The 25,900-nt window shown below is 57.9% G+C and carries 21 protein-coding genes; 1 reads left to right on the top strand and 20 read right to left on the bottom strand.

What is annotated here, in order from left to right; genetic code table 11:
* Positions 1 to 450: 450 nt before the first annotated feature.
* Positions 451 to 1,185, bottom strand: a complete 735-nt coding sequence (locus I8J29_RS05435) for a phytanoyl-CoA dioxygenase family protein (protein ID WP_208846640.1) — start codon at positions 1,183 to 1,185, stop codon at positions 451 to 453.
* A 469-nt stretch (positions 1,186 to 1,654) separates the two neighbouring features.
* Between I8J29_RS05435 and I8J29_RS34580 the strand changes: the two genes are divergently transcribed.
* Positions 1,655 to 2,137, top strand: coding sequence for a DUF2798 domain-containing protein (locus I8J29_RS34580; RefSeq protein ID WP_208846639.1), 483 nt, complete (start codon positions 1,655 to 1,657; stop codon positions 2,135 to 2,137).
* A 210-nt stretch (positions 2,138 to 2,347) separates the two neighbouring features.
* Here I8J29_RS34580 and I8J29_RS05425 read toward each other — a convergent pair whose 3' ends face one another.
* The 19 genes from I8J29_RS05425 to I8J29_RS05335 form a co-directional block, all read right to left on the bottom strand.
* Positions 2,348 to 2,920: an NAD(P)H-dependent oxidoreductase gene (locus tag I8J29_RS05425; protein ID WP_208846638.1), complete on the bottom strand. Its 573-nt coding sequence runs from the start codon at positions 2,918 to 2,920 to the stop codon at positions 2,348 to 2,350.
* Between the two features lie 41 nt (positions 2,921 to 2,961).
* On the bottom strand, positions 2,962 to 4,470 hold the full coding sequence (locus tag I8J29_RS05420) for a YhgE/Pip domain-containing protein (RefSeq protein ID WP_208846637.1): 1,509 nt from the start codon (positions 4,468 to 4,470) through the stop codon (positions 2,962 to 2,964).
* Between the two features lie 69 nt (positions 4,471 to 4,539).
* Positions 4,540 to 5,133: a TetR/AcrR family transcriptional regulator gene (locus tag I8J29_RS05415; protein ID WP_208846636.1), complete on the bottom strand. Its 594-nt coding sequence runs from the start codon at positions 5,131 to 5,133 to the stop codon at positions 4,540 to 4,542.
* A gap of 265 nt (positions 5,134 to 5,398) precedes the next feature.
* Positions 5,399 to 5,959 (bottom strand): hypothetical protein, encoded by a 561-nt coding sequence (locus tag I8J29_RS05410; RefSeq protein ID WP_208846635.1) that lies wholly within the window; start codon positions 5,957 to 5,959, stop codon positions 5,399 to 5,401.
* Between the two features lie 84 nt (positions 5,960 to 6,043).
* Positions 6,044 to 7,342, bottom strand: a complete 1,299-nt coding sequence (locus I8J29_RS05405; protein WP_208846634.1) for a glycoside hydrolase family 5 protein — start codon at positions 7,340 to 7,342, stop codon at positions 6,044 to 6,046.
* Between the two features lie 41 nt (positions 7,343 to 7,383).
* The gene (locus I8J29_RS05400) at positions 7,384 to 7,926 is read right to left on the bottom strand and encodes a GNAT family N-acetyltransferase (protein WP_208846633.1); all 543 of its coding nucleotides are present in this window, start codon (positions 7,924 to 7,926) and stop codon (positions 7,384 to 7,386) included.
* A gap of 104 nt (positions 7,927 to 8,030) precedes the next feature.
* Positions 8,031 to 8,945 carry a phytanoyl-CoA dioxygenase family protein gene (locus tag I8J29_RS05395; protein ID WP_208846632.1) on the bottom strand — a complete coding sequence of 305 codons (915 nt, stop codon included), beginning with the start codon at positions 8,943 to 8,945 and terminating at the stop codon, positions 8,031 to 8,033.
* A gap of 55 nt (positions 8,946 to 9,000) precedes the next feature.
* The gene (locus tag I8J29_RS05390; protein ID WP_208846631.1) at positions 9,001 to 10,083 is read right to left on the bottom strand and encodes a glycosyl hydrolase; all 1,083 of its coding nucleotides are present in this window, start codon (positions 10,081 to 10,083) and stop codon (positions 9,001 to 9,003) included.
* A gap of 82 nt (positions 10,084 to 10,165) precedes the next feature.
* Positions 10,166 to 11,122, bottom strand: a complete 957-nt coding sequence (locus I8J29_RS05385; RefSeq protein ID WP_208846748.1) for a carbohydrate ABC transporter permease — start codon at positions 11,120 to 11,122, stop codon at positions 10,166 to 10,168.
* A gap of 63 nt (positions 11,123 to 11,185) precedes the next feature.
* Complete coding sequence (locus I8J29_RS05380) at positions 11,186 to 12,091, bottom strand: carbohydrate ABC transporter permease (RefSeq protein WP_208846630.1); 906 nt, start codon at positions 12,089 to 12,091, stop codon at positions 11,186 to 11,188.
* The gene (locus tag I8J29_RS05375) at positions 12,088 to 14,664 is read right to left on the bottom strand and encodes a DUF5696 domain-containing protein (protein WP_208846629.1); all 2,577 of its coding nucleotides are present in this window, start codon (positions 14,662 to 14,664) and stop codon (positions 12,088 to 12,090) included. The genes I8J29_RS05380 and I8J29_RS05375 overlap by 4 nt, the downstream gene beginning before the upstream one ends.
* A gap of 14 nt (positions 14,665 to 14,678) precedes the next feature.
* On the bottom strand, positions 14,679 to 15,299 hold the full coding sequence (locus tag I8J29_RS05370) for a Yip1 family protein (protein WP_208846628.1): 621 nt from the start codon (positions 15,297 to 15,299) through the stop codon (positions 14,679 to 14,681).
* Positions 15,280 to 16,749, bottom strand: coding sequence for a gluconolactonase (locus I8J29_RS05365; RefSeq protein ID WP_208846627.1), 1,470 nt, complete (start codon positions 16,747 to 16,749; stop codon positions 15,280 to 15,282). Before I8J29_RS05365 ends, I8J29_RS05370 begins: the two co-directional genes overlap by 20 nt.
* 13 nt (positions 16,750 to 16,762) lie before the next feature.
* Complete coding sequence (locus tag I8J29_RS05360; RefSeq protein ID WP_208846626.1) at positions 16,763 to 17,629, bottom strand: carbohydrate ABC transporter permease; 867 nt, start codon at positions 17,627 to 17,629, stop codon at positions 16,763 to 16,765.
* A gap of 3 nt (positions 17,630 to 17,632) precedes the next feature.
* Positions 17,633 to 18,544: a carbohydrate ABC transporter permease gene (locus tag I8J29_RS05355; protein ID WP_338113062.1), complete on the bottom strand. Its 912-nt coding sequence runs from the start codon at positions 18,542 to 18,544 to the stop codon at positions 17,633 to 17,635.
* 72 nt (positions 18,545 to 18,616) lie between these two features.
* Positions 18,617 to 21,553: an extracellular solute-binding protein gene (locus tag I8J29_RS05350; RefSeq protein WP_420831095.1), complete on the bottom strand. Its 2,937-nt coding sequence runs from the start codon at positions 21,551 to 21,553 to the stop codon at positions 18,617 to 18,619.
* A gap of 242 nt (positions 21,554 to 21,795) precedes the next feature.
* A complete protein-coding gene (locus tag I8J29_RS05345; RefSeq protein WP_208846625.1) occupies positions 21,796 to 23,214 on the bottom strand; it encodes an ABC transporter substrate-binding protein in 1,419 nt (472 codons plus the stop codon).
* A 653-nt stretch (positions 23,215 to 23,867) separates the two neighbouring features.
* On the bottom strand, positions 23,868 to 24,944 hold the full coding sequence (locus I8J29_RS05340) for a LacI family DNA-binding transcriptional regulator (RefSeq protein WP_208846624.1): 1,077 nt from the start codon (positions 24,942 to 24,944) through the stop codon (positions 23,868 to 23,870).
* A 59-nt stretch (positions 24,945 to 25,003) separates the two neighbouring features.
* On the bottom strand, positions 25,004 to 25,897 hold the full coding sequence (locus tag I8J29_RS05335) for an ATP-binding cassette domain-containing protein (RefSeq protein ID WP_208846623.1): 894 nt from the start codon (positions 25,895 to 25,897) through the stop codon (positions 25,004 to 25,006).
* Between the last annotated feature and the right edge of the window lie 3 nt (positions 25,898 to 25,900).

Raw genomic sequence — 25,900 nt, 5'->3', positions numbered from 1 at the left:
TTCGTGATCTGCCGCGCGAGCGGCTTCGTTCGAAGCAGCCGGGTTGAAGCGCGTCCCGGGACTGCTCGGCGCGGATCGGCGCGGATCGGCCTGAATTCCGCGCCCCGTTCGTTCCGCGGCCGATGCTTCGTTATACCCTTCGCTGCCAAGGGTTGCATGCTGTTCGTACTATAACATACTTTGCCTTCATTGATCACGACAAAATATACATTGATTGATAAAGTATTCTTTGAATCTTCTCATTGGACTGTTATTCGGTGATTTTATGCGCAGAGAAGCAATCATCTATGGAACCCGGTGACTTTAGAGTCGACCTTGGTAAGGCGCCCGGACTTACTGTGCATGAATTTAACGCGGTCACGCGTTAAACGATTTGGACGAAGAAAGGGCTGCCGAGACGTTCTCGGCAGCCTGACAAACAGCAAGGCTTAGGTTGCTTTTATTGCCTTCTTACTTCTTTCGGCTCTGCCCAAAATAGCGGTAACCTAATGAAGACGGCGCTTGAACGATTACTTTCTGCCTTTCCGTCAGCAGGTCGAGAAGCTCTGGAGACCTGTTGAACGGTGCCCAGGCTATCATCGCCGGCGAATATTTATAGAGCAGGGATCTCCGTTCGTGCGCGGCTTGCCAGGCAAACGTGCCATGTGTCAGCGCTTCCGAGAACAGGATCGCGTCTCCGGCTTGTTGCGGTATATGGACCACCGGCCCGATTTCCGAATAATGCTTATATTCGGCCGGTGTTCTGTAGTTCGATTTATGGCTGCCGGGAATGCAACAGAACCCCCCGTCCTCCGGGCCGATATCCGTAAGGGCATAGGATACGACCGTCAATCCGCTGTACATTTTCCCATCTTGGAAAGTATAGTATTGACCGGGGTCATACGGAACGCCTCCCCCGTGAAGACCAAGCGGCGGCGCTCCCTTCCGATGAATAATCGAATATTCATGATCCAGACGATATTCCTCACCCAGAATTTCCGTCAGATAAGGCTCTGTTTTGGGATCGTCAATGAGATCGCGGAAGGCTTGTTCTTCCCAAAGCATGAAGCTTTTGCGCGCTTCCGGCGCTATGTCCGCTTGCTCGTCGATGGCCTTGTTCAGCTTCGTCAGCTGCTCCGCAGTCAAGACATCTTTAATGACAATAAAACCTTGTAAATCAAATAAGTACTTTTCTTTTTCGTTCACGCCATCCGCCTCTGTCATTTTCATTCTCTATTAGCAGTCGGCACTTGAACCCTCGTGATGATACGAACGCTTCTCGTTCTGCGTGCCACGATCGCCGAGGTCTGGCCTTTTCGGCGCAGAAGCCAACTAATCGCGATTAGCGAGCGAGCAGCACCTTCGCTGCGTGTTATTCCCTCCAAGAAACGGAACGCCCGGTTGAGGTCCTATTTCTCCTCCTTTAAAGGTAATTTTCTTATCTCACCTCAAATAATAGCAAAAATCATTTGTCGTAATATCGAGAAGCATGTCTATAGCATTTTTTACGGCAAAAAAAAAGATCCCTCGTTAAACAAGGTCAGCCTAGCCTTAGACGATATTTAGTCAAGATATGCGACAAGCCGTGCATACCCGCAACCCGTGTTAAGGTCGTTCGTCATGTCACAACTCAATATTGTTAATCGTTCAATTGGCATCAAATGAAAAAAGGAGCATGGCGATGAATGTAAGCTCAAAGAAACGCCAAATCGTATTTTTGTTGCTGTATTCCCTAATACTCACATTTCTTGTGTCTGGAATATTAGTACTTACTCTGAGTGGAGGAATTAAACCGCATTTTATGAGCTCTTGGATCGAAAATTGGACGGTTGCTTTCTTAACTGCCTACGTCCTGAACTTATTCCTGCCCAAGCCGATTAGATACCTTGCACGCAAATTTCAGCGTGGGAGTAAGATCGTAACTCTTTTCTTATTTCCCCTCATCATGACGTGCATGATCTCCTTTACGTTGACCCTCTTTAATCAGCGGGGTTTTGATTCGAATTTTTCTGGAACATGGATGGAGGCTTGGAGTATCGCCTTCGTTGCCGTATTTATTATCAGTCGCTTTCTTCCGCATTTTGTCGGAAAACTAGTGAGTCGAATGGTTGCATATTCATCATCGCGGGCTTATGTCAAGGAGACTGAAGGAGAATAAGGATTTGCCCATTCAAGCCGACAGGCGAAGATACGCAAGCAGCCGACCGGTTATGGTCGGCTGCTTGCGTATTCATCCTTTACCTAGCCGGCACCCGTCGGACGGACGAGGATTTTCGCTCGCGCTCGCGTCGTTCGGCTGCCGGATCGTGATGATGGAAAGATAAAATGGGAAATCTTGATCAAGCGAACAATTATTTATAAAAATGACTTAATACTGCGGCAATCCACCATGCATTTGCTTGCCTGCCGCAATGGTAAGTGCCGTATGGGCCACGCGCTTGCCTAGGATTTCCCCTAGTCCGAGCCCCTTCTTGAACAGCGATTGAATCAGCTCATCGTTGGCATCTTCCACGGGAGACGTCACGCCGACGCCATAATAACTGCCATACAGCGCATTCTCCGGAATGTTCGCCGGCAAGCCGACAACCATCATGCCTTGATGCAGCATGGGCGTAATCAGGTTCAACAAGGTCGCTTCGATTCCGCCATGAATGGTAACCGTCGTGCAAAATGCCGCGCCGATTTTATCCACTAGGGTCCCGTTCGCCCACAAATACCCGAGTTTATCGATCCATTCCTTCAAACCCGAGCTGATCGTGCCGAAGTGTCCGGGACATCCCCAAATAATCGCATCCATATCGGCAAGCTCTCTGACGTTCGCCTTATTAACGTGATTAATGAACACCTCGGCGCCGGGCACGCTTTGGGCGCCTTTGGCAATGGAACGGGCCAGTTGTTCCGTATGCCCCGCTTCGCTATCATAAACAACATAGATTTTCATCGATTGATCTCCTCTCCGGATGGTTGTTCGAACGCGCTTCCTTACTCGGGTTCCTTTTGGCGTCCCGTCAATTTCTTCAGCGTTTGCCGGTAGGCTTGATCGGGGGACATTTCTTCGTATCGGTCCGTCTCCTTGATCATGGCATCCTTCAGCTTCAGCAGCGCCTTCCGGTACTCGTTGTCCGAGAAATGCCCATCGTCAATCGCCGGCGGAGAAGGGGTTAGAAATTCTCGGATGGCATGGCGGAATTCGCGATCCTTGATTGGCAAGTCCGCGTGAGCCGCCGCCTCCGCGAAAGCCGGCTGCGCCAACGGCTCGCTCGCTTCCAAGCGGGAAAAATCGCCGGGAACCTTCATGGCCGGGAGCTGATTCTCCAATTCGTTATCGGCCGACCGATGCCGCTTCAGCACCGATAACAGGATCAAGGCGACGCCAACGCCGCCGATCGCGGCCAGCGTCCACGTCGGACGGTCCAAATTCAATCCTCTGAAATAAAACAGATCGCGAAGTCCTTCCGCCGCGAACCGGAGCGGCAGCCAGTCGTACACGAAGCGCCGGCTGAACGCCGGCAGCAGCTCCGGCGGCAGCGCCAGGAGCGGCGCCGCGAAGAAGAAGAGCAGGATGAAGAGCGGCATGCCCGCGAAGCCCAGCCAGCTGACGACGGTCGTCTGGACCAGGAAGAACACGAAGCAGACGAAAAACAAGTACCAGCCGATGCCGGCGTAGTCCGGAATGCGCAGGCCGAACCATTGGCCGGCGATCCAGAGGATGCTGAGCGCGGCGGCGCCCGACGCGGCGATGCCCATCAGGATTTGGGAGACGCGGATGCCGAAGCGATGCAGGCGGAACCCGTTTGCGGTCGCCCGGTTCGCCGCCACGAACAGCATCATCGTCGAGACCATCGCGGCGAACCAGACGAGCTGGGTCAGCACGACCGGCGCGCTGCCGTTCGAGCTGTTCGGGCCGACGGCGTTGATGCTGCGGCTCGTTACCCGGATCGGCTCGGCGAGCGCGTCCGTCTGCGCGGGCGTCAGCGCGCCGTCCGGCCCGGATTTCGCCAGCAGCCGATCGCGAAGCTGCGCGTTCGCGCCGCCGAGCATCTGCGTCACGATGCCGCTTGCCATCGTCGCGCCGTTATAATTCATGCCCTGGTTCACGTACAAGACGGCGGAAGCGGACTGCGGATCGGGCGAGAGCAGGCTCGACAGCTTCTTCGAGAAGTCCGCCGGAATGACAAGCGCGGCATAAGCCTCTTCGCGGTTCATCGCCTCGATTGCCGCCTCCTCGGAAGCGACGACGCGCCAGACCAGCGCCGGTCCCTCCCCTCCCGGCGGCACGGCATGCCGAAGGCGCTCCGATAGATCGTGGCCGAAATTCGTGCCGCCGGCGGGCGTCTTGGTCCCGGCATCGCCCTGCACGAGCAGTACGGGCAAGTCGCGCGGCACCGGGTTAACGCTTGAACCGAGCTGGGCTAGGCCGAGGACGAGCACGACGAGAAAGACTAGGAAGACGGTAAGATAAGGATGCCTCTGTCGAAAAAAACGGATCATAACAAGTTCGAGCCTCCACTTGATTCTTAATTCATTCTACGTTCGGTTAACAAAATGACAAAAAAGAAATCACTTTCGCCATTGGGACACGGAGAAAGCGACCATGTTACGGATATGACTCTCGATTTCGACGTCAACCACGTTAATGAAGGAAACCTCGCGGAGCGCGCAAACGACGCCGAGCGCCAGCAATTGATGCGCTGCCAACGCATAGTCCATCTCATGGATTTCGCCTGCCTCCGCCCGCTTCTTCAGTACCTCGGTGAGCGATTGGTGGCGCAGCTTGATCATCTCGGACATGAAGTTGCGCTGCTCCGATTGAATGGACTCCGCGTCGCGGAACATCATTCGGATGAAAGCCCGGTCCTCCGTCAGCGTTCTGTACAACCCGATCAGAAACTGGGCGAGCGCGTCTTCCAGCCGCTGGTTCAGCTCGATCGAAGCAAGCAGCTTATCCATGCTGGCCATCCGCGCTTCCTGCGCTTCGACGAAGACGGTTTCCAAGATCTCCTGCTTTCCGCCGGGAAAATAATGATACAGCAAACCGTCGGTAATGCCGACGTGCTTATTGATCATCCGCATCGAAGTGCCGTGAAAGCCGTGCTCCGCGAACAATTCCTTGGCCCCTTGAAGAATTTGGCCTCTCCGCTCCGCCGCCTGCATGTCTCTGCTCGTTCTGGGAATCCTAGTCACTGCATTCGCCTCACTGTCCTTCGATTTCATTCACCGTTTGTATAACGAGATAGTAAACGATATTTATGCGTAAGTCAATGCAGGAGCGGCGAGGAGCATCATGCGAAATATGGAAGGGAACCGGGATTTCACACCTCCTCGCGACAAAAATAGTCCAGCCGATAATTCCGGCTGGACTAGCATGATTGCGGGTATCGATGCCGAATGCCGGCTGCCCGCGGCGTCTCGAACATGGTTATGATCCCTTACCCATTGAACCGTGCCATTCCGCGATTCCCCATTTGCGGATGATTTCCCGGGCTATTTCGGACGGCGGCTTGGTTTCCGCGTCTACGACGACGTGCTCCAGCTTCTTGACGGCGAGTTCCGCGGCGAGTTGGGTCGAGCGCCGCAGATGCCAATTCAGTGATTCGGCGGTCTTTTCCCTGCCGCGAATCCGGGCATGGTTGACGTCAAGCGAAGCAACCAGACGAACTAAGAAGAGCTCGGCTCCGGGTACCGATCGTCGAATCTTGTTCAGATCCTCTTGGCTTTCCATGACGCTGGGAATAATCAGGCACTTGGCGCCATGCGAGCGATAGTTGCTCCAGACGGCAGCCAGGTTGTTAAAGCCGAGCTCCTTGTTGAACGGATCGTCTTGGGGCGGAGGGAAGCCGCGTCTCACATGATCCAGATCGACCACCGCATGCGGAAGCCCATGGTCGTACTCCAGCACTTCCGACAGGGCGTCCGCGGTACTCGACTTTCCGATGCCAACGGGTCCTATGATTATTAACACGGGAACTTGCGCGTGCATAGCATTCACCCCTTAATGAAACGTTCGTAAGCGTTCGTTAATCCCTTTCGCCTTACCTGTCTGCCATTTTCCATACAGTCCCCTTCAATGGGCTTGGTTCGGCGGAACGAGCGCGTCCAGCAATTCCTGCCGATACTGATTAGCCGCGGGGTCATAGACGCCGAAGCCCGCGCAAAATTCCCAATAAGCCCAGCCGAAGCCGCGCTTCTCCGCTTCCTCGCGCACGGCGGCCGTCCAGCGCGCCCGCGAAGGCATATCGGCTTTGCTGTACGCGCCGAATTCGCCGAGATAGATGGGACGATGATGCTCCTTGGCCCAATTGTCCGCCTTATCGAAGGCTTCCGCGATCGAGCGGGGACTTGCCGGATTCGTTTCCGCCGGATTCGCATTGTAATCGCGGAACCAATCGTCCACCCATTTCACCTGCTTGGCAGCCGCGATCGGTTCCACCTTCCGCGACGGGGGGCCCGGCCACTCGACGCCGACGGTCCCGATCTCCGGCCCTGCCCACTCCGCACCCTGGTGGGTGAAGGGAAAAGGATCGTAATAATGGAACGTCACGATGACGTTCCGTTCGTTATCCGGAATGTCGAGCGACGCGAGATCCGCGAAGTTGCTCCAGTTGACGGAACCGATCATAACGGTATGCCACGGATCCTCGCTCCGAATCGCATCGAGCGTCTTCTTCAGCAGCCGGTTCCATTTGGACCACGTCAGAGAACCGTTCGGTTCATTGAGCAGCTCGAAATACACGTTGCCGGGAAGCTCCTTGTACCGCGCCGAGATTTGCTTCCATAGCGCCAGGAAACGAGGCTCCTGCTCAACCGAATCCAGATAGAGCTCATCGTAATTATGCATGTCCAGCACCACGTTCAGCCCCTGCTTCAGCGCCTGGCCGATGACCCAATCGATGCGGTCGAAAAATCCGGCGTCAATCGCGTAAGGAGCCTTCGCATCCGCATGCCCCGACCACTTGATCGGGACGCGGACCGTTTCGAAGCCCGCATCCTTGATCGTCTTGAAGTAGCTTTCCTGTAAAGTAACTCCCCATTCCCCTTCCGTCGGCGCCTCAAGCGCGTTGCCGAGATTGACGCCTCTCCCGAGCTGGTTCGCCTGTTGAAAGACGTCAAGGGGCGCCGACTGCGGGGCGCGCTTCGGCAGCTTCGGGTCCGGCGCCGCTTGGGACGAAGCAGCCGGAGCCGGAGCCGGTTCCGGATGGGGAGACGGCGGACGCTTCTCCGCGTCGTTCGCCGCCTCCGCCTTCGCGACAGGCTCCGCCTTGTCGGCTGCCTCCTTTTCATGGGTTTGCGCGTTGCCCTTGCATCCCGCTGCCAAAACAAACGCGAGCAGCGAGACCGCGAGCGCAATCGTCCGTAATTTCAATGCCAACGCCCCCCTCAGCCGATCTGACCGGTCCGCTCGCGCTACGTTTCTTGCAGCGCCTTGGCCAAGATGAAGATCACTTCTTTGGGATTGTAGCTGCGTCTTAGCTCTTCTCTTCGCAACCTCCCGCTTTCATAGTCATCGACCCGGACGCGCTCCCATTGCTCATGGTCGGCTCCGATGACGACCAATTCCGTCGGTTGATAGCCGTTTTTCAAATAAAACGCTTCTACTTTGGGATCATCCGCCGAGCCTACGCCCAACGTCTTATATCCCTTTTGCTTCGCGGCTTTTTCGAATACAAGCAGCATGTTCGTTCCCAGCCCGACTCTGGCATAAGGCTTGGTAACGTCCAGATTAACCGCGATCCCGTTCACATTCATGACCGCCTCGTCTTTCTTGGACGGACTTCCGTAGCACACGCCGACCACGTCTCGGCCATCCGCGGTGACGAAGTACAAGTCAGGCTCGCTCTTCACCCGCCGCATAAAATCCTCATACGTCTCGCGATCCAAATACTCGCATTGAAAGGCATAAGCTTGCTCATAATCCGATTCCTCGATCAATCTGATCGCGATCTCCACCGGGCAGCCCTCCGTATTCATCCATCCATCCGATTGCCGACGAGTAACAAACCTACAGGTCCAGGGAGCCGCATGCGGGACTCGGATCGTGCAGCCGATGCAGCTTAGCGATAGACCGATGCCCGGATGCTTCGCTCGAGCGGCGAGTAACCGTCCGCTTCTTCCCGCTGCAGCGACAGCCGCTCCTTCAGCGGCGACGTCCGGTTGCACATGAACCGGACCTTCCCGCTGTGGTTCGGCGATGCGGCATGCACGAGAAACGGATGGCACAGTATGACGTCCCCGGCCTCGCCCGTCGTCTCCGCGACCCGCAGCCGCGTGCCGTCTTCGTCGATATAGTCCCGCTCCATGAAATAAGCGTTCCGTTCCTCCGCGCTCAGCGGTTCGCCGTCCCGTCCCGTCAGCTTGGCGAAATACGGGTGCTCGGCATGCAGGGCGCGAATGCCATCCCCCAGCTCGACGCCTTCCGGATACCGGGTCAGGTGGCGCGCGACCGTCTTATGCGAGCCTTCCACGACCAACGTGCCGCCGCCGTGCGGCGCGATATCCGAGAAGAGGCACAGGCAGAGCAGCCCTTGCTCCGGCGAATCGACGTAATGCCGGAAATGAATGCCGTCCCAGTGCCAGCCGTTCGTCGGCACGGACCAAGGCTCGCCCTTGCCGACGAAGAAATTGACCGGCCACCAGCCCCAGCCCGGCAGCTTGCCGCCTTCCGTCTCGCCGGCGACGAAGCGGTGGATCGTGCGGCCCGCGCCGGTCAAGTCCTCGACCGCGTCGGCGAACAGCGCCGTATTGCAGACGTCGAACGCGGCGTGGCGGTAATTTTCGCGGATGTTGACCATCGGCTCCCGCCACGTCGAGGGATCCTCGCGCACGACGCCGGCTTTCTCTTCCAGCTTGCCCCACAGGAACGACTGCGCCTCCAGAGCCGCTTCCCGCGGAAAGGCGCCTTTAATATGCACATAGCCTTTGTCGATGAACTGTTCGATTTGTTCGGCCGTCAGCACGCGCATAGGCATGATTCCATCAACTCCTCTGCTAGAATTGGACGCTTTCCTCATCGGAATTCCCGTCCTAGACGGCTCCTGAAGCGTCTTCGGCTTCGGGTGCCTTGCCTTCGCGATTCGTCCGGCCTTCGGGATAACGGAGGAGATCGGGCAGCTCGTCGCGCGTCACCGTGAAGGGATGCCGATAGACTTTCCGAAGCATCTCCGCTTCGGTATAGCGCTCCGATACGACCGTCTCGCCATCCTCCCGCTTATGCAGAAAATCGCCGTACCACGTGCAATTCCACAGCCAGAGCGCGCCGCTTGCGATCATGAGATCGGGATCCGGAAGCGGTCCGTTCTCGGAGAGCGCGATGAGCTTCGCGGTCTCCGTATAGCTCAACGCCTGCCGGAAGCGGTCGGCGTGCGGTTCATAATTCCGCGCGGGCGAATACGCGTCTTCGCCGATGATGTCCACGTAGGCATCGCCCGGATACCAGTCCTTATGCTGTCCGTTCCACACCCAGATCAGATTGTGCAGGCCGTGCAGCCCCGTCATCCGGTCGTACATCAGCCTCCAGAGCCGGACGCACGGCTCCGGTCCCTTGGCGCCCCACCAGAACCAGCCGCCGGACGCTTCGTGGAGCGGCCGCCACAGGACGGGGACGCCGGCTTCCCGGAGCCGGGCGAGCAAGCCGGCGATCGCGTCGATATCGCGCAGCAGCAGGGCGTATTCCTCCGACGACGGATCGTCCATCGCCCGGGCCAAATCGAACGTCGTGGCCGTGGTATAGAAGCCGCGGTGCCAGCCGTTGTCGGGCGGCTGATCGACCAGATCCTTCGGCGCGTTCCAATGCCAGCAGAAGGTGACGATGCCGCCTGCCCGCCACCATGCCAAGGCAAGCGCCGTATCGGTACCCACGGCGCCGCGCTCGACGCGGGACGGCGAATCGTTCATGAAATCGAAGCCGCCGACGGCCGGATAACGCCCCGTCTCCCGGAAGATCACGTCCATCTCCGGCGTCGCGCGGACGCCGATCTGCTGACCGGTCAGCATCCGTTTGCCGTACGTATCGCACAGATACGCCATCAGCCGCTTCGCGCAATCGTCGGCTTGCGGGTTAATCAGGTTCGGTTCGACGTTCATCCGCCGCGCCCATTCGACGTTCATGCCGCTTCCCCCTTGTCGGTTCGCTTGTTCTTGCCGTGCTTCTCCTCCGCCTTGCCGCGCTTCTATTCCGCCGTTTCCGTGCTTAGCCGACGACGCCCGAACGCTCGACGCTCTCGACGAAGAAGCGCTGCACGAACAGGTACATCGCGATCAGCGGGGAAATCGCGAGCAGAATGCCGGTGTCGACGATCAAGGACACTTGGTTCGGATCCACCTTGACGTTCGTGCCGCTGCCAATGCCCATGATGCCCGGCAAGTACTGGTTCACGTCCGCGGGCAGCGAAGATACCTTGATCGACATCAGGTCGCTCGCGCTGTTGAACAACGAGGCGTAGAAGATGTCGTTGTACTGCCAGACGAACGCGAACAGAATGACAGTAATGAGCGGCGGAATCGCGTTCGGCAGCATGATCGTGAAGAAGGTGCGGATGCCGCCGGCGCCGTCGATGAGCGCCGCCTCTTCGATTTCGCCCGGCATGCCGCGGAAGAACTGACGGAAAATGTAGATGAACAAGCCGGACTTCAAGCCGTTGGCGAAGGCGGCCGTAATCATCGACGGGCCGTACGTATTGAGCATGTTGATGCCCCCTTTGCCGGTGATCAGATGGATGACGCCGAACAAATCGAACGAGCGGAAATGAATGTACATCGGGACCATCAGCGTGCTGGACGGAATCAAGATGGTCAGCACGACGAGCGTGAACAGGATGTTCTTCCCCGGGAAGTTAAACCGGGCGAAGCCGTAGCCCGCCAGCGAGCACGAAGCGGCCTGGAGAAGCGTCGTCGACGCCGCGAAGAGGAGCGTGTTCTTCAGCAGCGGCCAGTAATTCAGCACCGCCATCGCATACCGCACGTTCTCCATCGTGAAATGCACCGGAATCATGTAGATCGTCGGATTGTAGATATCCGCCTTATCCTTGAAGGCGACCGACAGCTGCTGCAGGATCGGATACAGAATGATGAACGAAATCCCGATGATCAGCACGTAACGGAATATGAGCCACAGCAGCGACGCCGTCTTGTTGCGCGCCTTTTGCATTTGTATGACGACGGCTTCGTTTTGCAAATCGGGGAATTTCAATGCCTTCGCCCTCCCATTCGCTCAATTGTAGTAGAACACCCTTCTGGACACGAGAATGCCGACGATGATGAGAATGACGCTGATGACCGCGGTATATATCCAGGACATCGCGGCGCTGAGCCCGAAGTTTTGCGACTGGAACGCCGTATTGTAGATCGTCGTCGTCACTTGGCTGTTCGTGAACGAGTCGATGATCGTATAAATGATGTTCGTCAAGATTAGCGGGCTGACCATCGGGAACGTGATCTTCCAGAACGTCTCGTACGCCGTCGCGCCTTCCATCTTGGCGACCTCGTACATGGACACGGGAACCGATTGGAGCGCGGCCAGGAAGATCAGAATCTGCACGCCGGAGCTCTTGATGATCTCGTAGATGCGCTGCACGGCGCTGATGATGTACTCGATAAACCACATCGGCAGTCCCGCGTCGGACAACGTGAAGGCGAGCGTCAGCGGGTCGAAGCCGTTCTGCTGCTGCCCCAGCTCCTTCGCCATCTCCGAGCTGCCGGTCAATTGAATGAGGCCCGACGTTTGGGCCGCGGCGATGGCGCCGGAGGCCAGAATGACCGGCAGGAAGAAGATCGCGCGCGCGAACGGGCGTCCGACGAACCTCGTGTTCAGCATCGTCGCCGTAAACAAGCTGAAGAACAGGATCATCGGCACGTTCCATGCCATCTCGCTCAAGGACTGCGTTAGAATGCGGTTGAAATTCGGATCGATCGACAGGGCGTTCTTGAAGTTATCCCATCCGATGAAGTCGAGCGTGTACCCGCCTCCCGGGGCGATCTTCATATTGCTGAAGCTGAAATGAATCGATTGAAACAGCGGCGTCGCGAACAAAAACACGAAGCCAAGCAGCCAAGGCAGGATGAACAGGATGCCGAGCAGCGCGCGTTTCTGCGTCAAGGTCAATCGTCGGATGTTCACGGTTCGTCACCACCCACGGTAAAATTTTTCGCGCCGACTCGCACGTCTTGAACGTTGACCGGCTGATCCGTATAGTTCACGTAAATCGACGTCCCGTTGCTGTAGCCGACCTTGACGACGCCGGGCTTTAACCGCGCATGCTCCGTGATCGTCTCGCGCTGCAGCCCGGCCAGCACGCTGTTCAGCTTCCCGTACAACTCCGCCGCGTCCCCCAGCCAATCCGAGTAATGCGTCGAGAACAGCGACTCGTACGCCGTCAGCTTCAGCTTGGAAGACGACTCGTAAGACCAGAAGAAATGCGGCGCGGCGCCGTATTCCAGCGAATGGAGCAGATGGTACGTCAAGTCCTGCTCGTCGTCCAGGTTGATCGGCGCGCCGGCGTACTCCTTGTAGCCGTGGACGACCATCTCGTAGAACGGAACGGCCTCGTCCTCGATGCTGAACGCGCTGGAAGCCATCGGCACGTTCAGCAGCCGGTCGGCATACTGCAAGGCGTAGCGGTTGCCCCCGGTCATCATCACGTTCGGATAGCTTTTTTCGATTTTGGCGAGCTGATCGGTCACGATATTCTTGGCGACGTCCCGGAACACGACGCGATTGACGCGATAATCGGCCGTCAGCGTATCGCCCATGTCGCGCAGCGCGACCGAATCCATGTTGTACTTCTTATAGCTATCGACAAACCGGTCCACGAAGTACGGCAGCTTCGCCGGCGACAATAGATAGAAGGAGCCCCACTGGGCGTTCATCGCGTTCAGCGCCCGGTCGTACGGCTGCAGCAGCGCCTGCTCTCGCGTGACGAAGCGGGCGGCGTCCGATGCCGGCTTGAAGTCATGGTTTTCGCGCAGCACATGCTGGAAAGCGACGTCGGGATACAAGTTGCCGCCCATGTCCTTCAGCTGAGCCGCCAGCTTGGACAGGTCCGATTTGCTGCCCAGCCGGCCGTCGAGCTTGACGGTCTCCGGGATCGTGTGATCGATTCCTTCGTTGAACCAGCCGACGTAGCGCATCTGCACGTTGGACACGCCGGCGTCCTTGATTTCCTTGGCGATCTGGCTCGCTTGGCCGATCGTCGTCATCGTCATCAGCCCTTTATACGGCACGCCGAGAAACGATTTGCGTATGTCCACCGCGCCGAGCAGATCGACGTAGAACGGCAGCTGCTCTTGGGCCTTCAGCGGCTGCAGCACGCCTTCCTTCGCCAGATTGTTCCGGTACAACGCCGCCATGCCCGAGTACGACGCCCGGTCGCCGGAAAGAAAATCGTACCGAAGCTGAATGTCGCCCGCGAAACGATCGTCCGTCAGCAGCTGGAATTCGTCCACCTTGTTGCCTTTGTACAGCTCGAGCTCGTCTTCGCCGCGAATGGCGAAGCTGGCGTAGGCGCTGTTGTAGGAATTTTTGCGTCCGCTGACGTCCGCGTTGATGCTGGCGATGCCCTCGCCCTTCTCGATCGTGGCGAACCATGCCTCGTCGCCCGTCTTCATGCCGAACACCGGCAGCCGCGCGGCCTCCGCGATCTGCCCGCGACGCTTCGAATTGTCGTTCTCGTCGTCGCCGTACACCCGCTGCGCGTAGACCTCTTCGCCCGTTTTGCCGTTATTCAGGTTGATCAAGCTGCCCGAACCGTCCGGAACGAGCATGTAGCCTTGCTCATCTTGGCCCGCCGCGCCGAAGAAGTCGAGCAGCTCGACGGAGCGGATCTGGTAGCCCGGGCTCTCCCGAATGTCCTTCACCGGAACGCGCACGAGCAGCGAATCGCCGGAGAGCCGGTATTCGATCGGAATCGTGAAGTTCGGCTTCGCCTGCGCGCTGCCGCCGGACGTGCCGTTCTCGTCGTTGTCCGCCTTCAGATCCTCCGGCGTGTACCCGGCTTTGGCGAAGGCGTCGAGCATCCGCTTCAGCACGAGCGCCCGCGACACTTCCGTATCCAGCCGCTCGAGCACGTCCGGATTGTCGTCCAGCGGATAATACCGGTTCGATACGTAATCCGCCGTCTTCTTGTCCAGCTTGCCGAGCACCTTCTCCTCGAACCGTTCCTTACTGATCCGCTTCGGCAGCGCGTCGATCCCGAGCGACGTATCCCCGATCGTATAGGTGATCCGCACGCCGTTCCCGATCCCCTCCGCCTTGAACTGCTTCCGCTGGATGCTGTCCGTAAAATTGGTGATCGCGCCGAGCGTTCCGATCGAATCGCGGTAGTTCAGCGTTACTTGCGCGGCCAAGCGGTCTTTCTCGAACGGAGACGCTTTGGCATCCGAGCCGATATCCCCCGGATTGCTGTGCCACGTCTTGCCGCTTGCCCGGTTAAGGACGGCGATCTCGGTCGTGTCCGGATTCATGTAGAGCGCGAGCGCATCCGTCCGCGCGACGAGCTTCATGCCCGGGACGGCGTTGCTGCCGTCCGCCATATACGTCAGTTCGTTCGCCGCGGCAGGCTTCACGTCCGATCGCGCGAACGCCGCGATGTCGGCCGCGGGAGCGCCTTTCGCGTACAAGCGATAGGCGAATGCCGATACGACGATAATCCCGGCACAGGCCAGCGCCGCATACCATTTTGTTTTTCGTTTCATGGGCGCGGCCTCCTTTAGGTCCGGAATATGAGTTCACGGTAGACGTCATAGATGAACCAGTAGATCTGCGAACCGAGGCTGAACGCCAAGGTGGCGATGAAGACGACGAACCCCATGGCGATGACGGTCAGCGCCATCGTCAGCACCGTCTTGGCCGGCGTGTATTGGTGGACGGTCATGATCCCCACGAACAGCAGCACGACGAACCAGAGGCTGGAGATGCTGTTCAAGAGATAATAGAACGCCGTCTCCTCCTGCGTCATGAACCGGCTGACGAACGTCATCGGCAGGTTGATGAGCACGATCGGCAGCAGTGCGTACCCGGTTGCCATCACGATCTCTTTGAACTTCCCTTCCCCTTCCATGAGCGTCGTGATCGACCAGTTCGCGATGCAGAATAACAAGAAAGGAAGAATCGTGAACTCCAAATCGTCCAGGCTGTTGAGCGAGCGCGGATCCGCCATGTTGACGAGAAAGCCGGCAAATTGCTTCTGCAAGATCGTCGTCAGGACGAGCGCGAGCAAGATCAGCAGCGCAACCTTCAATTTGCCCTTGCCCTCGTACTTCATGTCCCAGAATCCGTCGAACGGACGCACGATCAGATGGAGCGGAAATTTAAGAAAGTCCTGCTTCACGCTTCACAGCCCTCCTTCTATTGACGAGTCTGGCAACGCGATACGCGATAAACGCAATGACGAGGGTTAGCACGACGGTCATGACCGTGCCGAACTGCTCCTTCAGCACTTCCCGGCGATAGCGCTTGTACGCGATCGAAAAGTTTTTGCGGCTCATGCCGAGCTTGAAATATTCCATCGCCTTCTCGTTGTTCTTCTGCATCAGGAGCGACTTGCCGATGCCGAGGTAAGCAATTTCATAGTTCGTGTTCAAGCGAAGCACGTCGCTCCATAGCTGGACGGCGACGTCGTCGTTGCCGTTATAGTGCTCCGTCGTCGCCCGCCGGACAAGGGTGCCGAACGCCGTCGGACGAAAGAGGACGATGTTTTTCTTGCCGCTGTCCAGCACCGCGAGCCGATCGCCGATCTGTTCGACGGCGACGGGCGTATTGAAGACCCCGAGCTGGTTGCCCCGGCCGCCGAAGGCATACAGCAAGTCGCCTTCGTCGTTGTAGGTGAACAGCCGCGCGCGGTTGGCGTCGAGCGCGGCGTACATGCCGCCGCCCAGCACCTTGATGTCGGTGAACTTGGACGGACCCGAATTGTTGCCGAACATCCGGAAGCGGATATCGCCCTTGACGGGCCAGTAGCCGAGCCGCTTCAGGACGTCGTCGCCGGACGGGTTCAGCCGCCTGATCGGCGTGTCGGACGCGATATCGATCGCGGTCGCATACACGAAGCCCTTGGGGTCGATGTCGGCATTCGAGAATTCGGTCGGGATGAACAGCTGCATCTGCGCCTTCTGCGCCTTGGTGGACAACGACTTCCAGAGCCGGTCCCAGACGGAAGGCGACACGTTGATCGTGCCGACATAGCCCATGAAACTATTCTTGTCGTCGAACTGCATGATGCCTTCGAATACGCCGCGCGCGATGACGAATACGCGATCCGCCGCATCGACCGTGACTTTGAGCGGCACGAACTTGAAATCCGCGGGCAATATATCCGACTTCGGATCCGCGATTATGCGGATCAGCTCGCCTTGCTCGGACAGCACGACGACGCGGCCGTGGTCGGTGTCCGCCACGTACAGCTCGTTCTTGTCGGAGACGAACAGCCCTTGCGGCGCCGCGAAGCCGTCCTTCCTGCCGTTGTTCGTGAACGTCTTGATGACGCGATCGACGCGCAGCTCCGGATCCAGCACGATGATCCGCGCGTTGCCGCTGTCCAGGATATACGTGGTCTTATCCGGCGCAACGTACATGTCGCTCGGTTCTTTGAAGTCGCCGACCCCCAAGCTTTCGCCCGTTATCGCGGCATCCGGCACGTACGGGGCCGGCAGCGGCGATGAATCGCCGTAGTAATCGTACGTGTAGGCTTCGTATGGCGCAGCCGCAGCCGCCGAGGGAATGCCGATCGATGCGGCCAGCGACAGAATGGCGGCCAGCAGCAAAACTCTCTTCAAGCGCACGCTTCCACCTCCCTTAGTCCTTCATGCCGGAAGTCGTCATCGTTTCGATAATGCGGCTTTGCGAGAAGACGAACAGGGCGATCGGCACGCTCATCAGGATGAGCGCGACGGCCGAGCCGACGCCGGCGCGCGCGATGCCGCCGAAGATGATCTGGTTGGACGCATAGTGAAGCGTCTTCAGCTGCTCGCTATAGATGAAGCCGTTGCCGTCCGTTCCCCAGAGCATCTGGAAGAGCAGGATGACCAAGGTCAGCCAAGCCGGCTTCACGTTCGGCATGACGATTTGCCAGAAGATCCGGTATTCGTTCGCGCCGTCGATCTTGGCCGACTCCAGCAGCGCGTCGGGAATTTGCTCCATGAATTGCTTCATGAGGTACAAGCCCAGCGAGAACGCGAACGCCGGCACGATCACGGCCCAGTACGTATCGATGAAGCCGATCCAGGACATGACCATGTAATTCGGAATCGCCGTTACTTGCGGCGTGAACATCAGCGAGAGCACGACGACGGTGAAGACGAGCTTCGACCCGGGAAACTTGTGCTTCGCGAGCGGATACGCCGCGGCCGAAGCCAGCAGCACGTGACCGACCACGCCCACTCCGGTAATGAAGAAGGTATTGAAAATGTACCGGGAGAACGGGACCCACGATTGGCCGAGCAGCGTCATCAGGTCGATGAAGTTGCTCGTCGTCGGATGCCGAACGAAGAGCGTCGGCGGGAACAGGAAGATTTCGTCGAGCGGCTTGAACGCCGCGTTGATCGCGTATACGAGCGGCAGCGCCATGAAAGCGGCGACGGCAGCCAGAAACACGAACATCCAGAACGTCCCGGCGAACGAACGGTTCACTCGTTTCTTGCGAATGGGAAGCGCTAACCTCATCTTCTATTCCCCCACCCTCCTGAGAAGTCGCTGCACGATCAGGTTCGTCCCGACCATCAAGGTGAACAGCACGGTCGCGATCGCCGATGCGTAGCCCATCTCGAAGCGGATCGTGCCGAAGTCGATCAAGTGCGTGACGATGGTTTCGGCCGCGTAGTTGACGCTCGGGAACCCGGCCAGGTAGATGGACACGTCCGCGATCGCCAAGGACGAGGTGATCTGGATGACGGCTCCGAACATCAGCTGCGGCTTCATCGAAGGAAGCGTGATGTACCACAGCTCCTGCCAGCGGTTCTTGATGCCGTCGACCGCGCCCGCTTCGTACAGCGTTTTATCCACGGTTTGGAGTCCCGCGATGAAGGCGAGGAAGCCAGTCCCGAGACTGAGCCAGAGCTGCACGAGGATGATGATCGGCATGATGTACTGCTCCGTCTTCAGCCATTGAATCGGGTCGAGCAGCACGCCCGTCTTGATCAGGAACCCGTTCGCGATGCCGTAACGGTCTCCCGAGAAGATCATCTGCCAGAGGAAGTAGACGTTCCCCGAGATGGACGGCGCGTAGAAGATCAGCGTCATGAACGCGCGCAGCTTCGGGCGAAGATCGTTGATGATCCAGGCGAAGACGAAGCAGGCCATATAGCTGAGCGGTCCGGTAATGACGGCGAAGAGGATGGTATTCTTGATCGCGATCAAGAACACGTCGTCTTCGAGGAACAGGCGGGAGTAGTTCTGCCAGCCGATGAAGCGCGGGAATTCGAGCATGTTGAAGTACGTGAAGCTGATGACGACGGACATGATCACGGGCAGCACCGTGAAGACGGCGAACAGCAGCATGTAGGGCGACATGAGGATATAGGAATGCTTATGCGCCTTGATTTCCTTCCATTTGATCGCCAGCCAGCTTGACGTTTTCACGGCTGGCGTCCCGGCGGCTACGGTCACGGAAGGCTGACTCGGTGTACCGATCGTTGACACGCGGATCCCTCCTTATTCCGGCAGGCCGAATTCTTTGCGCTTCGCTTTGATCTCGTCTTGGATGTATTGGGTGTAATCCATGATCGCTTCGCGCGCTTCCGTGTTTTTCTCGACGACCACTTTCAGGAACGCGTTCTGCAGATGGCGCCCGGTGAAGTAGCCGCCCGGCACCTCGGGAACGCCCCTGACGTACGCGAACTGCGCTTTGAGGTTATCGTAATCGGCGACCGGCCAAGGCAAGCTGTCGAGCGCTTTGATGTTCGCCGTCGGATAGCGCGCGGAAGCACCCATCAGCGCCTCCATCTCCCGGCCGAAATTCGTTTGGGTCTTCTCGTCGGTCCACCATTTCATGAATGCCCAGGACGCGTCCTTGTCCTTCGCGCCGCTCAGCATCAGCGTGCCGTTGCCCGTGCTCGGCGTATCTCTGCGGATGGTGCCGTCCGCCTGCTTGGTGCCCGGAATCGGCGCGAAGCCCCACATGCCGCGGATTTCCGGCGCGAATACGGTGAGCTGATTGTACGTCGTGTAATCGACGATCCCGATCGGCATTTCGCCGGTGCGGAACCGGTTCGCGAAGTCGAATTCGCGTTCCAGCTTATAGTCGCCGTACAGGTCCGTCCACGTCTTGAACGTTTCGACGCCGATTTTCGAATCCAGATCGGACGCTCTGCCGCCCTCCCGGTAGAATTGACCGCCGTTCTGCATGAGCAGCGAGCCGTAGATCGAGTTCGGCGGGATGTTCTGGCCCGGCACCGGCACCGATGTCTGCGGAACCGTGATCGGCATGCCGAACTGCATCCGGTTCTTGCTTAGGACGGTGAGCAGCTTATAGACGTCGTCCCACGTTTGCGGCACTTCAAGCCCAAGCTCCGCCAGCACGTCCTTGCGGTAGAAGAGCATATTGAAGGTTTGCGTCTCCGGCAGCGCGTAGACGCCCTGCTCGTACGTGTACGGAACAAGCGCGCTGTCGCGGAACCGCTTCGCCACTTCCGAATAATCGGAGAATCGCGACAAGTCGGCGGCAGCGCCGCGCATCGCGTAGTTGACCGGAATATCGTTGCTGATCTGCATCGCGACGTCCGGGCCGCGGCCGGCCAAGGTTGCCGGAAGCAGCGTGTTCATTTGCACCAGCTTCAAATTCACGTTGATGCCCGTTTGCGGCGTGAACGTTTCGTCGATCATCGCCTTCAGCGTGTTTGCCTGGTCCCGGCCGCTGCCGATCCAGACGGTAATCGACTTTTGGTTCTTCTCCTCCGAATCGTTGCCGATCTGGTTGTAATCGATCACGAAGGAATACGCGAACGTCGAGAGCTCGTGCTTCAGCTTCGAGAAGAAGCCCTCTCCGGACGAAGGAAACGTCTTGTCCGGCGACGCAATGTACAATTCGTCGAGCTGAAGCGGCATCTCGATCGCTTTCTGCAGCCAGGTGCCGAGACCCCCGGCGTTGCTCTTGAACGCGGCGAGGCGGCGGGGAATCGTATCGGGCTCCTTCACCAATTCTTTCAGCTGCAGCGCCATCGTCTTCAGGAGCGCTTCGGAATCGCTGCTTCCGCCCGACAGCCGTTTCAGCTCTGCGCCGACGGCGGAAAGCCGTTCGCTCTCGGATTGGAACGTTTCCAGCATCTTCGGCACTTGCTTATCCAAGCGGTAATCCCGGTATTTATCCGGCGATGCGCCGGTAATCATGATGATCTTGCGATACATGGCATTGAGCGTGTACAGGCTCTCTTTCACTTCGCGGATGAGCGGAGCGAACTCGCCGAGCGTATCTTCCATGCGAATGACGTTCTTGCCTTTCTCGAGCTTGAACAGGTACGGCGCGTCGCCGCCCATGACGTCGATGCGGTAGCCGTTCTTGTAGCGGAACGGAATTCGTTCGGCTTCCTTGAACGGAACCTCGCCGTTAATCAGCAGTCGGCGCGTCGCGTACAAGCCGCGAACGAATTCCTGCTTGGACTTCAAGGCGATTTTATAGAGTCCCGTTTCCGGCGCGTCGACTTCCCACTCGATCCATTGTCCCGGCAGACGCCAGTTATAGCCGCCGATCGTATTGACCCGGATGAGCTTCGGGCTGTATGGCGTAACGGAGGAGGTGGAACGCTCCGTCTGCGGATACAGCGTCGGCGACGACTTCGCGACGGCCGCTTCGCCCTGCACGGTAATCAACCGGCTGTCGGCTTTCTTGAGCCCGTCCTTCTCGTACTGCTTGAGCGCGGCTTCATAAGACGGCGGCTGCTTCTGCCGAAACAGCTTCAGCTGATGTAGAACCATCGGCTCGCGCTGCGAGACGAACGTGAGCGTGTGCTGGCCGGCGCTCAAGTAAAACTTGAACGGATCGGCGTAGTAGCCGTCCGAATCCTCGAGCAGCGCATCGCGCCACGCCGGCTTCTCGATTTGCTCCGGGCGCAGGTCGTTGCCCAGATTGTCCTGCTTCACATGATCCAGCTCGTTGTCCCATACGCGATCGAATTGCAGGTAAGACGCTTCCGTGAACGGAACGACGCCGTCGATCTGCAGCGATCGCTCGATGCTCGAGCTCTTGCCCGCGATCGGGTAATAGTCAAGCCCGATGTTATAGAAGCCCTCTTGCGTCACTTGAATGTCCCAGGATACGCTGCCCTGCTCGCCGGTCTTAAGGGACGTGCCGGCCCGGCCTTCATAATCGTCCAGCTTCTCGAAGCCGCCGCCCTCGACCTTGGCGTAGCTGGCGGCATCGAGAACGATCTCTTGATCGGCGAAGCCGGCGTTCTCGTGCTTCGACAGATAGTCCGCGTAATCGCCGCGCCCCTCCTGCAGCGTCGACCAGGCGCCTTCGGCGAACGCCGATCGGCTTCCCGCGGCTGCCGTGCCGTCCTTTCCCGATCGGGTCCATACGGCGAGCAGCGCAATCGCGATGACGGCGCATGCGGCCGTCATTCCCCATTTCTTCAGGCGTTTTCTCCCATTCAATGTCAGCCCTCCCAAGCGGCGGCTTGATCTGCGGTTCTCGCATCCCGCTGACGAAAGCGCACTCGCGTACCGTCGTCTTCCTGGAACGCACCTATATGGACACCAAACACGTTAGCCTAATGTTTGATCGTATTATCCGTTTCGTTAGCCGGTTGTTAGGCTCGCTTTGCATAGAAAAGGAGGGTTGTACCGGCACGTCCGGCCTCCCCTCCCTTCCTTCCCTATCAACAGGTGTCCAGGCGTTATTTTAATTTATCGAGCGCGGCTTGCGCAGGCGCTTCGTACTTCTTGACCGTGGCGGTCACGGATTGGTTCTTCTTGATGATGTCGTCCAGGACCGAGAACCACGGGTAGTCGGCAACGCCTTCTTCAAGCGAGATCCGCCCGGTATTGTTGATGTGCTGCAGCGCCATGTCGATGTCCGCTTGGTTTTTGAAGAGCGCCTCCAGACCGTTTTGGCCGAGGTATTCTTCCGTGGAAGGCACGTCCTGCAGCTCTTCGTAGATTTGGTACACGATTTGCGGGTCTTTTACGCCCTTCGGAATGACCCAGCCATTCTGGGCGGTGTTCGCGTAAGTGAACTTGCCGTCGCCGCTCGGACCTTGCGGGTTCGGCACGACGCCGACCTCGAACGGCAGGCCGCCGACGTTCCAATCGAAGTTCGAGGACATCGCGACGTCGCCGTCTTTGAACGTGGACGTTTCATCCCAGCTGTTTTTGTCGCCTTTTTTGACTTTCACGACGTTTTCTTTGTTGTACAGCCGGTTGATGAATTCCAGCGTTTCGATCATTTTCGGATCCGTGAAGCCGACGGTCAGGTCGTCGTTGACGAACAGCGCGCCGTTCGTTACGCCGAAGTCGCGGGCCGCGCCCGGCGCCCAATCCGAGAAGCCCCAGGTATCCGGCTTGCCGTCGTTATTCGTATCCGTCGTCGCCTGCTTCGCGACTTCGAGGAATTTATCCCAGTTCCATTGACCGCCCGCGTACAGGTCCTGCGGATCCGGCAGGCCGAGCTTCTTGAACAGATCGCGGTTGTAAAACATGCCTACGGTCGATACGCCTTTGCCGCCGAAGAAGTACTCGTCGCCGAGGAGCTGCGGAAGCTTGACCGTGTGTTCTTGTTCGTTGTTGATATCGCTGGTGCCTTGGGTGTACTCGCTGAGAGGAAGGATCAAGCCTTGTTTGATCGGGGCAAGCGCGCGCTTGAACTCAAGGATGGAGATGTCGGCCATCGGCGTTCCGGAGAGCGCGGCCGTCGTGAACTTATCCATGTATTTATCGAACGGGATGTTGTCGTATTTGATTTTGACGTTGTATTTCTTCTCGATTTCGTGCAGTTTATCGAGCGCTTTCTTGGAGTCGGCCGTGTCGCCCTTCGGCGTGCCGTCCCACCAGGCGGAGATATGGATTTCGCGGCCGCCGAGGTCGAGCGGAGCGGGGGCGTCCTCGTTCGTCGCCGCCGCGTTGTTGCCGGAGGCGTCGTTGCCGGCCGGAGCGTTGTTCGCAGCCGGGTCATTGCCGGTTGCCGTGCCCGTCGACGCGTCGTTGGCAGGCGGATTGTTCGCGGCGTTGCCGCCCGCGTTATTGCTGCCGCCTCCGCATGCCGTCAACGTAAGCATCGTCGTCGCAAGCAGAAATGTAAGTGCTTTCACTTTTTTCATTTGCAAAACAACCTCCCGCTTTTTAATGAGCAATATCCGTTTGCTCCGGCAAGGTCTACCGGTTTCCGAGATGGATTTTTTAGTTCCCTCTTCTTCGTAACCGTTTTCATTCTATTGTTTTAGCGTACCCCCATCACCACCGGTTTGCGAAGTGTTTGATGACTTGCATGTCAATAATAGCATCGCGATCCAAAATCAGTCAATCAAATTTTTGCAACATTCACAACATTTTGGCAACATTAATGTAGTTTTGTTTTCATTTTGTTATTTTATTAGGGGTATTCGATCGCCCGTAACCGCGCGCAAAAAAGAGCCCCTCCTCGCATCGCATTGGTTTGTAGCGCCTACAACCTACACTGAAAGGCGGAGACTCCGGGTCAAGCCATGTTGAATCCGATCGTTAATATTGATCTTTCTTAGCGCGAGCAGGCTGCGTATTCCTCTAGTTGGTGGCAGGCAAAGCGCGATGAAACGGAGAGACGGCGCAGCGAGGATGACAAGCCGCTTACGCAGCCGTAAGACGGCCCATTTGGGCCGGGAGAGGGAAACAACGGTTAGACGTAGGATTCGGTGATCCGATGCAGGCAAACGAAATCAAATCGGCAGCGTCCACGGCAAATTTTTTAGCAAAAATTTAGGTTGTCTGCCGCTTGTTATTGCGCTTCTGCCTCCGCTGCCTCCTGCTCTTCTTGCCCGGCTTCGCCGCTTAACGGGTAGGCGAAGTTCTCCCGCAGAATCACGTCCGCATAGATCAGTTTTTTCTCATGGGCGGTTCCCGGGTTTTGAATGCGCCATAACATCTGGTCCACGGCGCGCATCCCGAGCAGCTCCTTGTTCACGTTCACCGTCGCGAGAATCGGATGGGTATCGCAGGTGTTGTCGAAGCCGGTTACCGCGCAGCGGGCCGGCACTTCGATCCCCAGATAGCCCAGCTGCTCGATGAGGAACTTCGCGTTGACGTCATGCGCGCATACGTAGACCTCCGGCAGGTCGACCGGCCGATATTGCTTGAACAAGAGATAGATATCCTGCGCTTCGGGGCCGATCAGCATGGGGTCCTGCTGCAGTTCGATCTGGCAGTTCTCCAGGGCGGAGCGGAAGGCCAGCCATCGGTCGAAGTAGCTTTGGGCATCCTTGATGTTCCCGACGAATTGAAACTTGCGGTATCCTTTGCTGATCAGCGTCATCATCATCTGCTGCATGCTGTTAAAATTGTCGGTGAAGATCGTATCGCACGCAAAGACGGGATCGCTGTGGTCGACCATGACGACGGGAATGTCCATTTGCTTGATCTTAAGCAGCATTTGCGTCGAGACGGTCCCGATCGTAATTATGCCCTGAATCGCCGCCGGATTCAGCAGCTTGAATACGTTATCGTCGGAAGGCTCCGTTATGGTGATGATGTCGAGCCCGCGCTGGCGAAGACGCGAGGACACGCCTTCGAATACCGGCCCCCAATAAATGTGTTCCTTGTTCTGGTACCGCAAGTTCGGAAACATGACCACGATCGTGCCGTCCCACTTGACCTCCTCGAATTCCTGCAGCTCGCCCGTGAATCGCTGCTGCTGCTGCTCGTTGTTCTTGAAGTAACCCAACTGGCCGGCGACGCGCAAGATTTTCTCCCGCGTCTTGGCGCTCACGCCGCTCTTCCCGGACAAGGCGCGAGAAACGGCGAACTTGGATACACCCGCTAAATCGGCGATTTCTTGAATTCTCACTTTTCCTCTCATGATGTCCCATCCGTTTCTCTTTTTAATTTTTCGTTTGGTCGTCGTAGCGTATAGCGCGTTCAGCCCCCCGTTTTGCCTGCCGGCGAGAAGGGCCGCAAAACGATATGGTCCTCTTCCAGCCGCAGCACGACCTTGTCCGCGTCCTTGGCGCCTATGGCTTCCAAGTAGCGCTCCGGCACTTGAATCCGGCCGGAACGATCCATGACGGCGTATTCGATATGGGTATCGAGCTCCGTCTCTTCGCCCGCCGCGTCTTCCGCCTCGCGCTCCTCCGTTCGCCGGATCATCTCCGACGACGTCCGGCCGTCCCGGATGAGCACGACCCGCTGCACCTGTTTGGCCAGATCCAGATCATGCGTCACGATGACGATGGTCAAGCCCATTTCGGCGTTCAATCTGCGGAGCAACGCCATGATTTGGTCCGACGTCCGCGTATCCAGCGCGCCCGTCGGCTCGTCGGCGAGCAGCAGCTTCGGCCGGTTGGCCAGCGCGATCGCGATGGCCACGCGCTGCTGTTCGCCGCCCGAGAGCTGCTGAAGCTTGTGGCCGGTCCGCGAACCGAGTCCGACCGCTTCGAGCAGCTCGATCGCCCGGAGCCGTTTTTGCCTCCGGTCGTGCAGCAGCATCGGAATTTCGACATTCTCGCGCGCGGTCAAGTAAGGGACGAGATTTCGCGCTTTATTTTGCCAAATAAACCCGACGGTTTCGCGTTTATAGACGTTCAGATCGTTGTCGGTCAGCTTCAGCATATCCTTGCCGGCGATCGTCAACCCGCCTGCAGAAGGGCGGTCCAAGCCGCCCAGCATGTTCAGCAGAGTTGATTTGCCGCTGCCCGAATTGCCGATGACCGCTACCATTTCGCCTTGATTCACCTGCAAGTTCAATCCTTGCAGCGCAACGACCTCGACTTCGGCGGTTTTATAGATTTTAACTAGATTCTCGCATGTAATCAATAG

This window comes from Paenibacillus artemisiicola (assembly GCF_017652985.1).
In the GTDB taxonomy this organism is placed as follows: domain Bacteria; phylum Bacillota; class Bacilli; order Paenibacillales; family Paenibacillaceae; genus Paenibacillus_Z; species Paenibacillus_Z artemisiicola.
Note: the sequence above shows the minus strand (reverse complement) of the source record. Positions and strands in the feature narration are given on the sequence as shown.

Bases quoted from the DNA above. Each gene is read 5' to 3' on its own strand.
- I8J29_RS05360 (WP_208846626.1), bottom strand. From the start codon at position 17,629: ATGAGGTTAGCGCTTCCCATTCGCAAGAAACGAGTGAACCGTTCGTTC.
- I8J29_RS05425 (WP_208846638.1), bottom strand. From the start codon at position 2,920: ATGAAAATCTATGTTGTTTATGATAGCGAAGCGGGGCATACGGAACAA.
- I8J29_RS05340 (WP_208846624.1), bottom strand. From the start codon at position 24,944: ATGAGAGGAAAAGTGAGAATTCAAGAAATCGCCGATTTAGCGGGTGTA.
- I8J29_RS05395 (WP_208846632.1), bottom strand. From the start codon at position 8,945: ATGCCTATGCGCGTGCTGACGGCCGAACAAATCGAACAGTTCATCGAC.
- I8J29_RS05375 (WP_208846629.1), bottom strand. From the start codon at position 14,664: ATGAAACGAAAAACAAAATGGTATGCGGCGCTGGCCTGTGCCGGGATT.
- I8J29_RS05410 (WP_208846635.1), bottom strand. From the start codon at position 5,959: ATGCACGCGCAAGTTCCCGTGTTAATAATCATAGGACCCGTTGGCATC.
- I8J29_RS05385 (WP_208846748.1), bottom strand. From the start codon at position 11,122: ATGCAAAAGGCGCGCAACAAGACGGCGTCGCTGCTGTGGCTCATATTC.
- I8J29_RS05390 (WP_208846631.1), bottom strand. From the start codon at position 10,083: ATGAACGTCGAATGGGCGCGGCGGATGAACGTCGAACCGAACCTGATT.
- I8J29_RS05420 (WP_208846637.1), bottom strand. From the start codon at position 4,470: ATGATCCGTTTTTTTCGACAGAGGCATCCTTATCTTACCGTCTTCCTA.
- I8J29_RS34580 (WP_208846639.1), top strand. From the start codon at position 1,655: ATGGCGATGAATGTAAGCTCAAAGAAACGCCAAATCGTATTTTTGTTG.
- I8J29_RS05415 (WP_208846636.1), bottom strand. From the start codon at position 5,133: ATGCAGGCGGCGGAGCGGAGAGGCCAAATTCTTCAAGGGGCCAAGGAA.
- I8J29_RS05345 (WP_208846625.1), bottom strand. From the start codon at position 23,214: ATGAAAAAAGTGAAAGCACTTACATTTCTGCTTGCGACGACGATGCTT.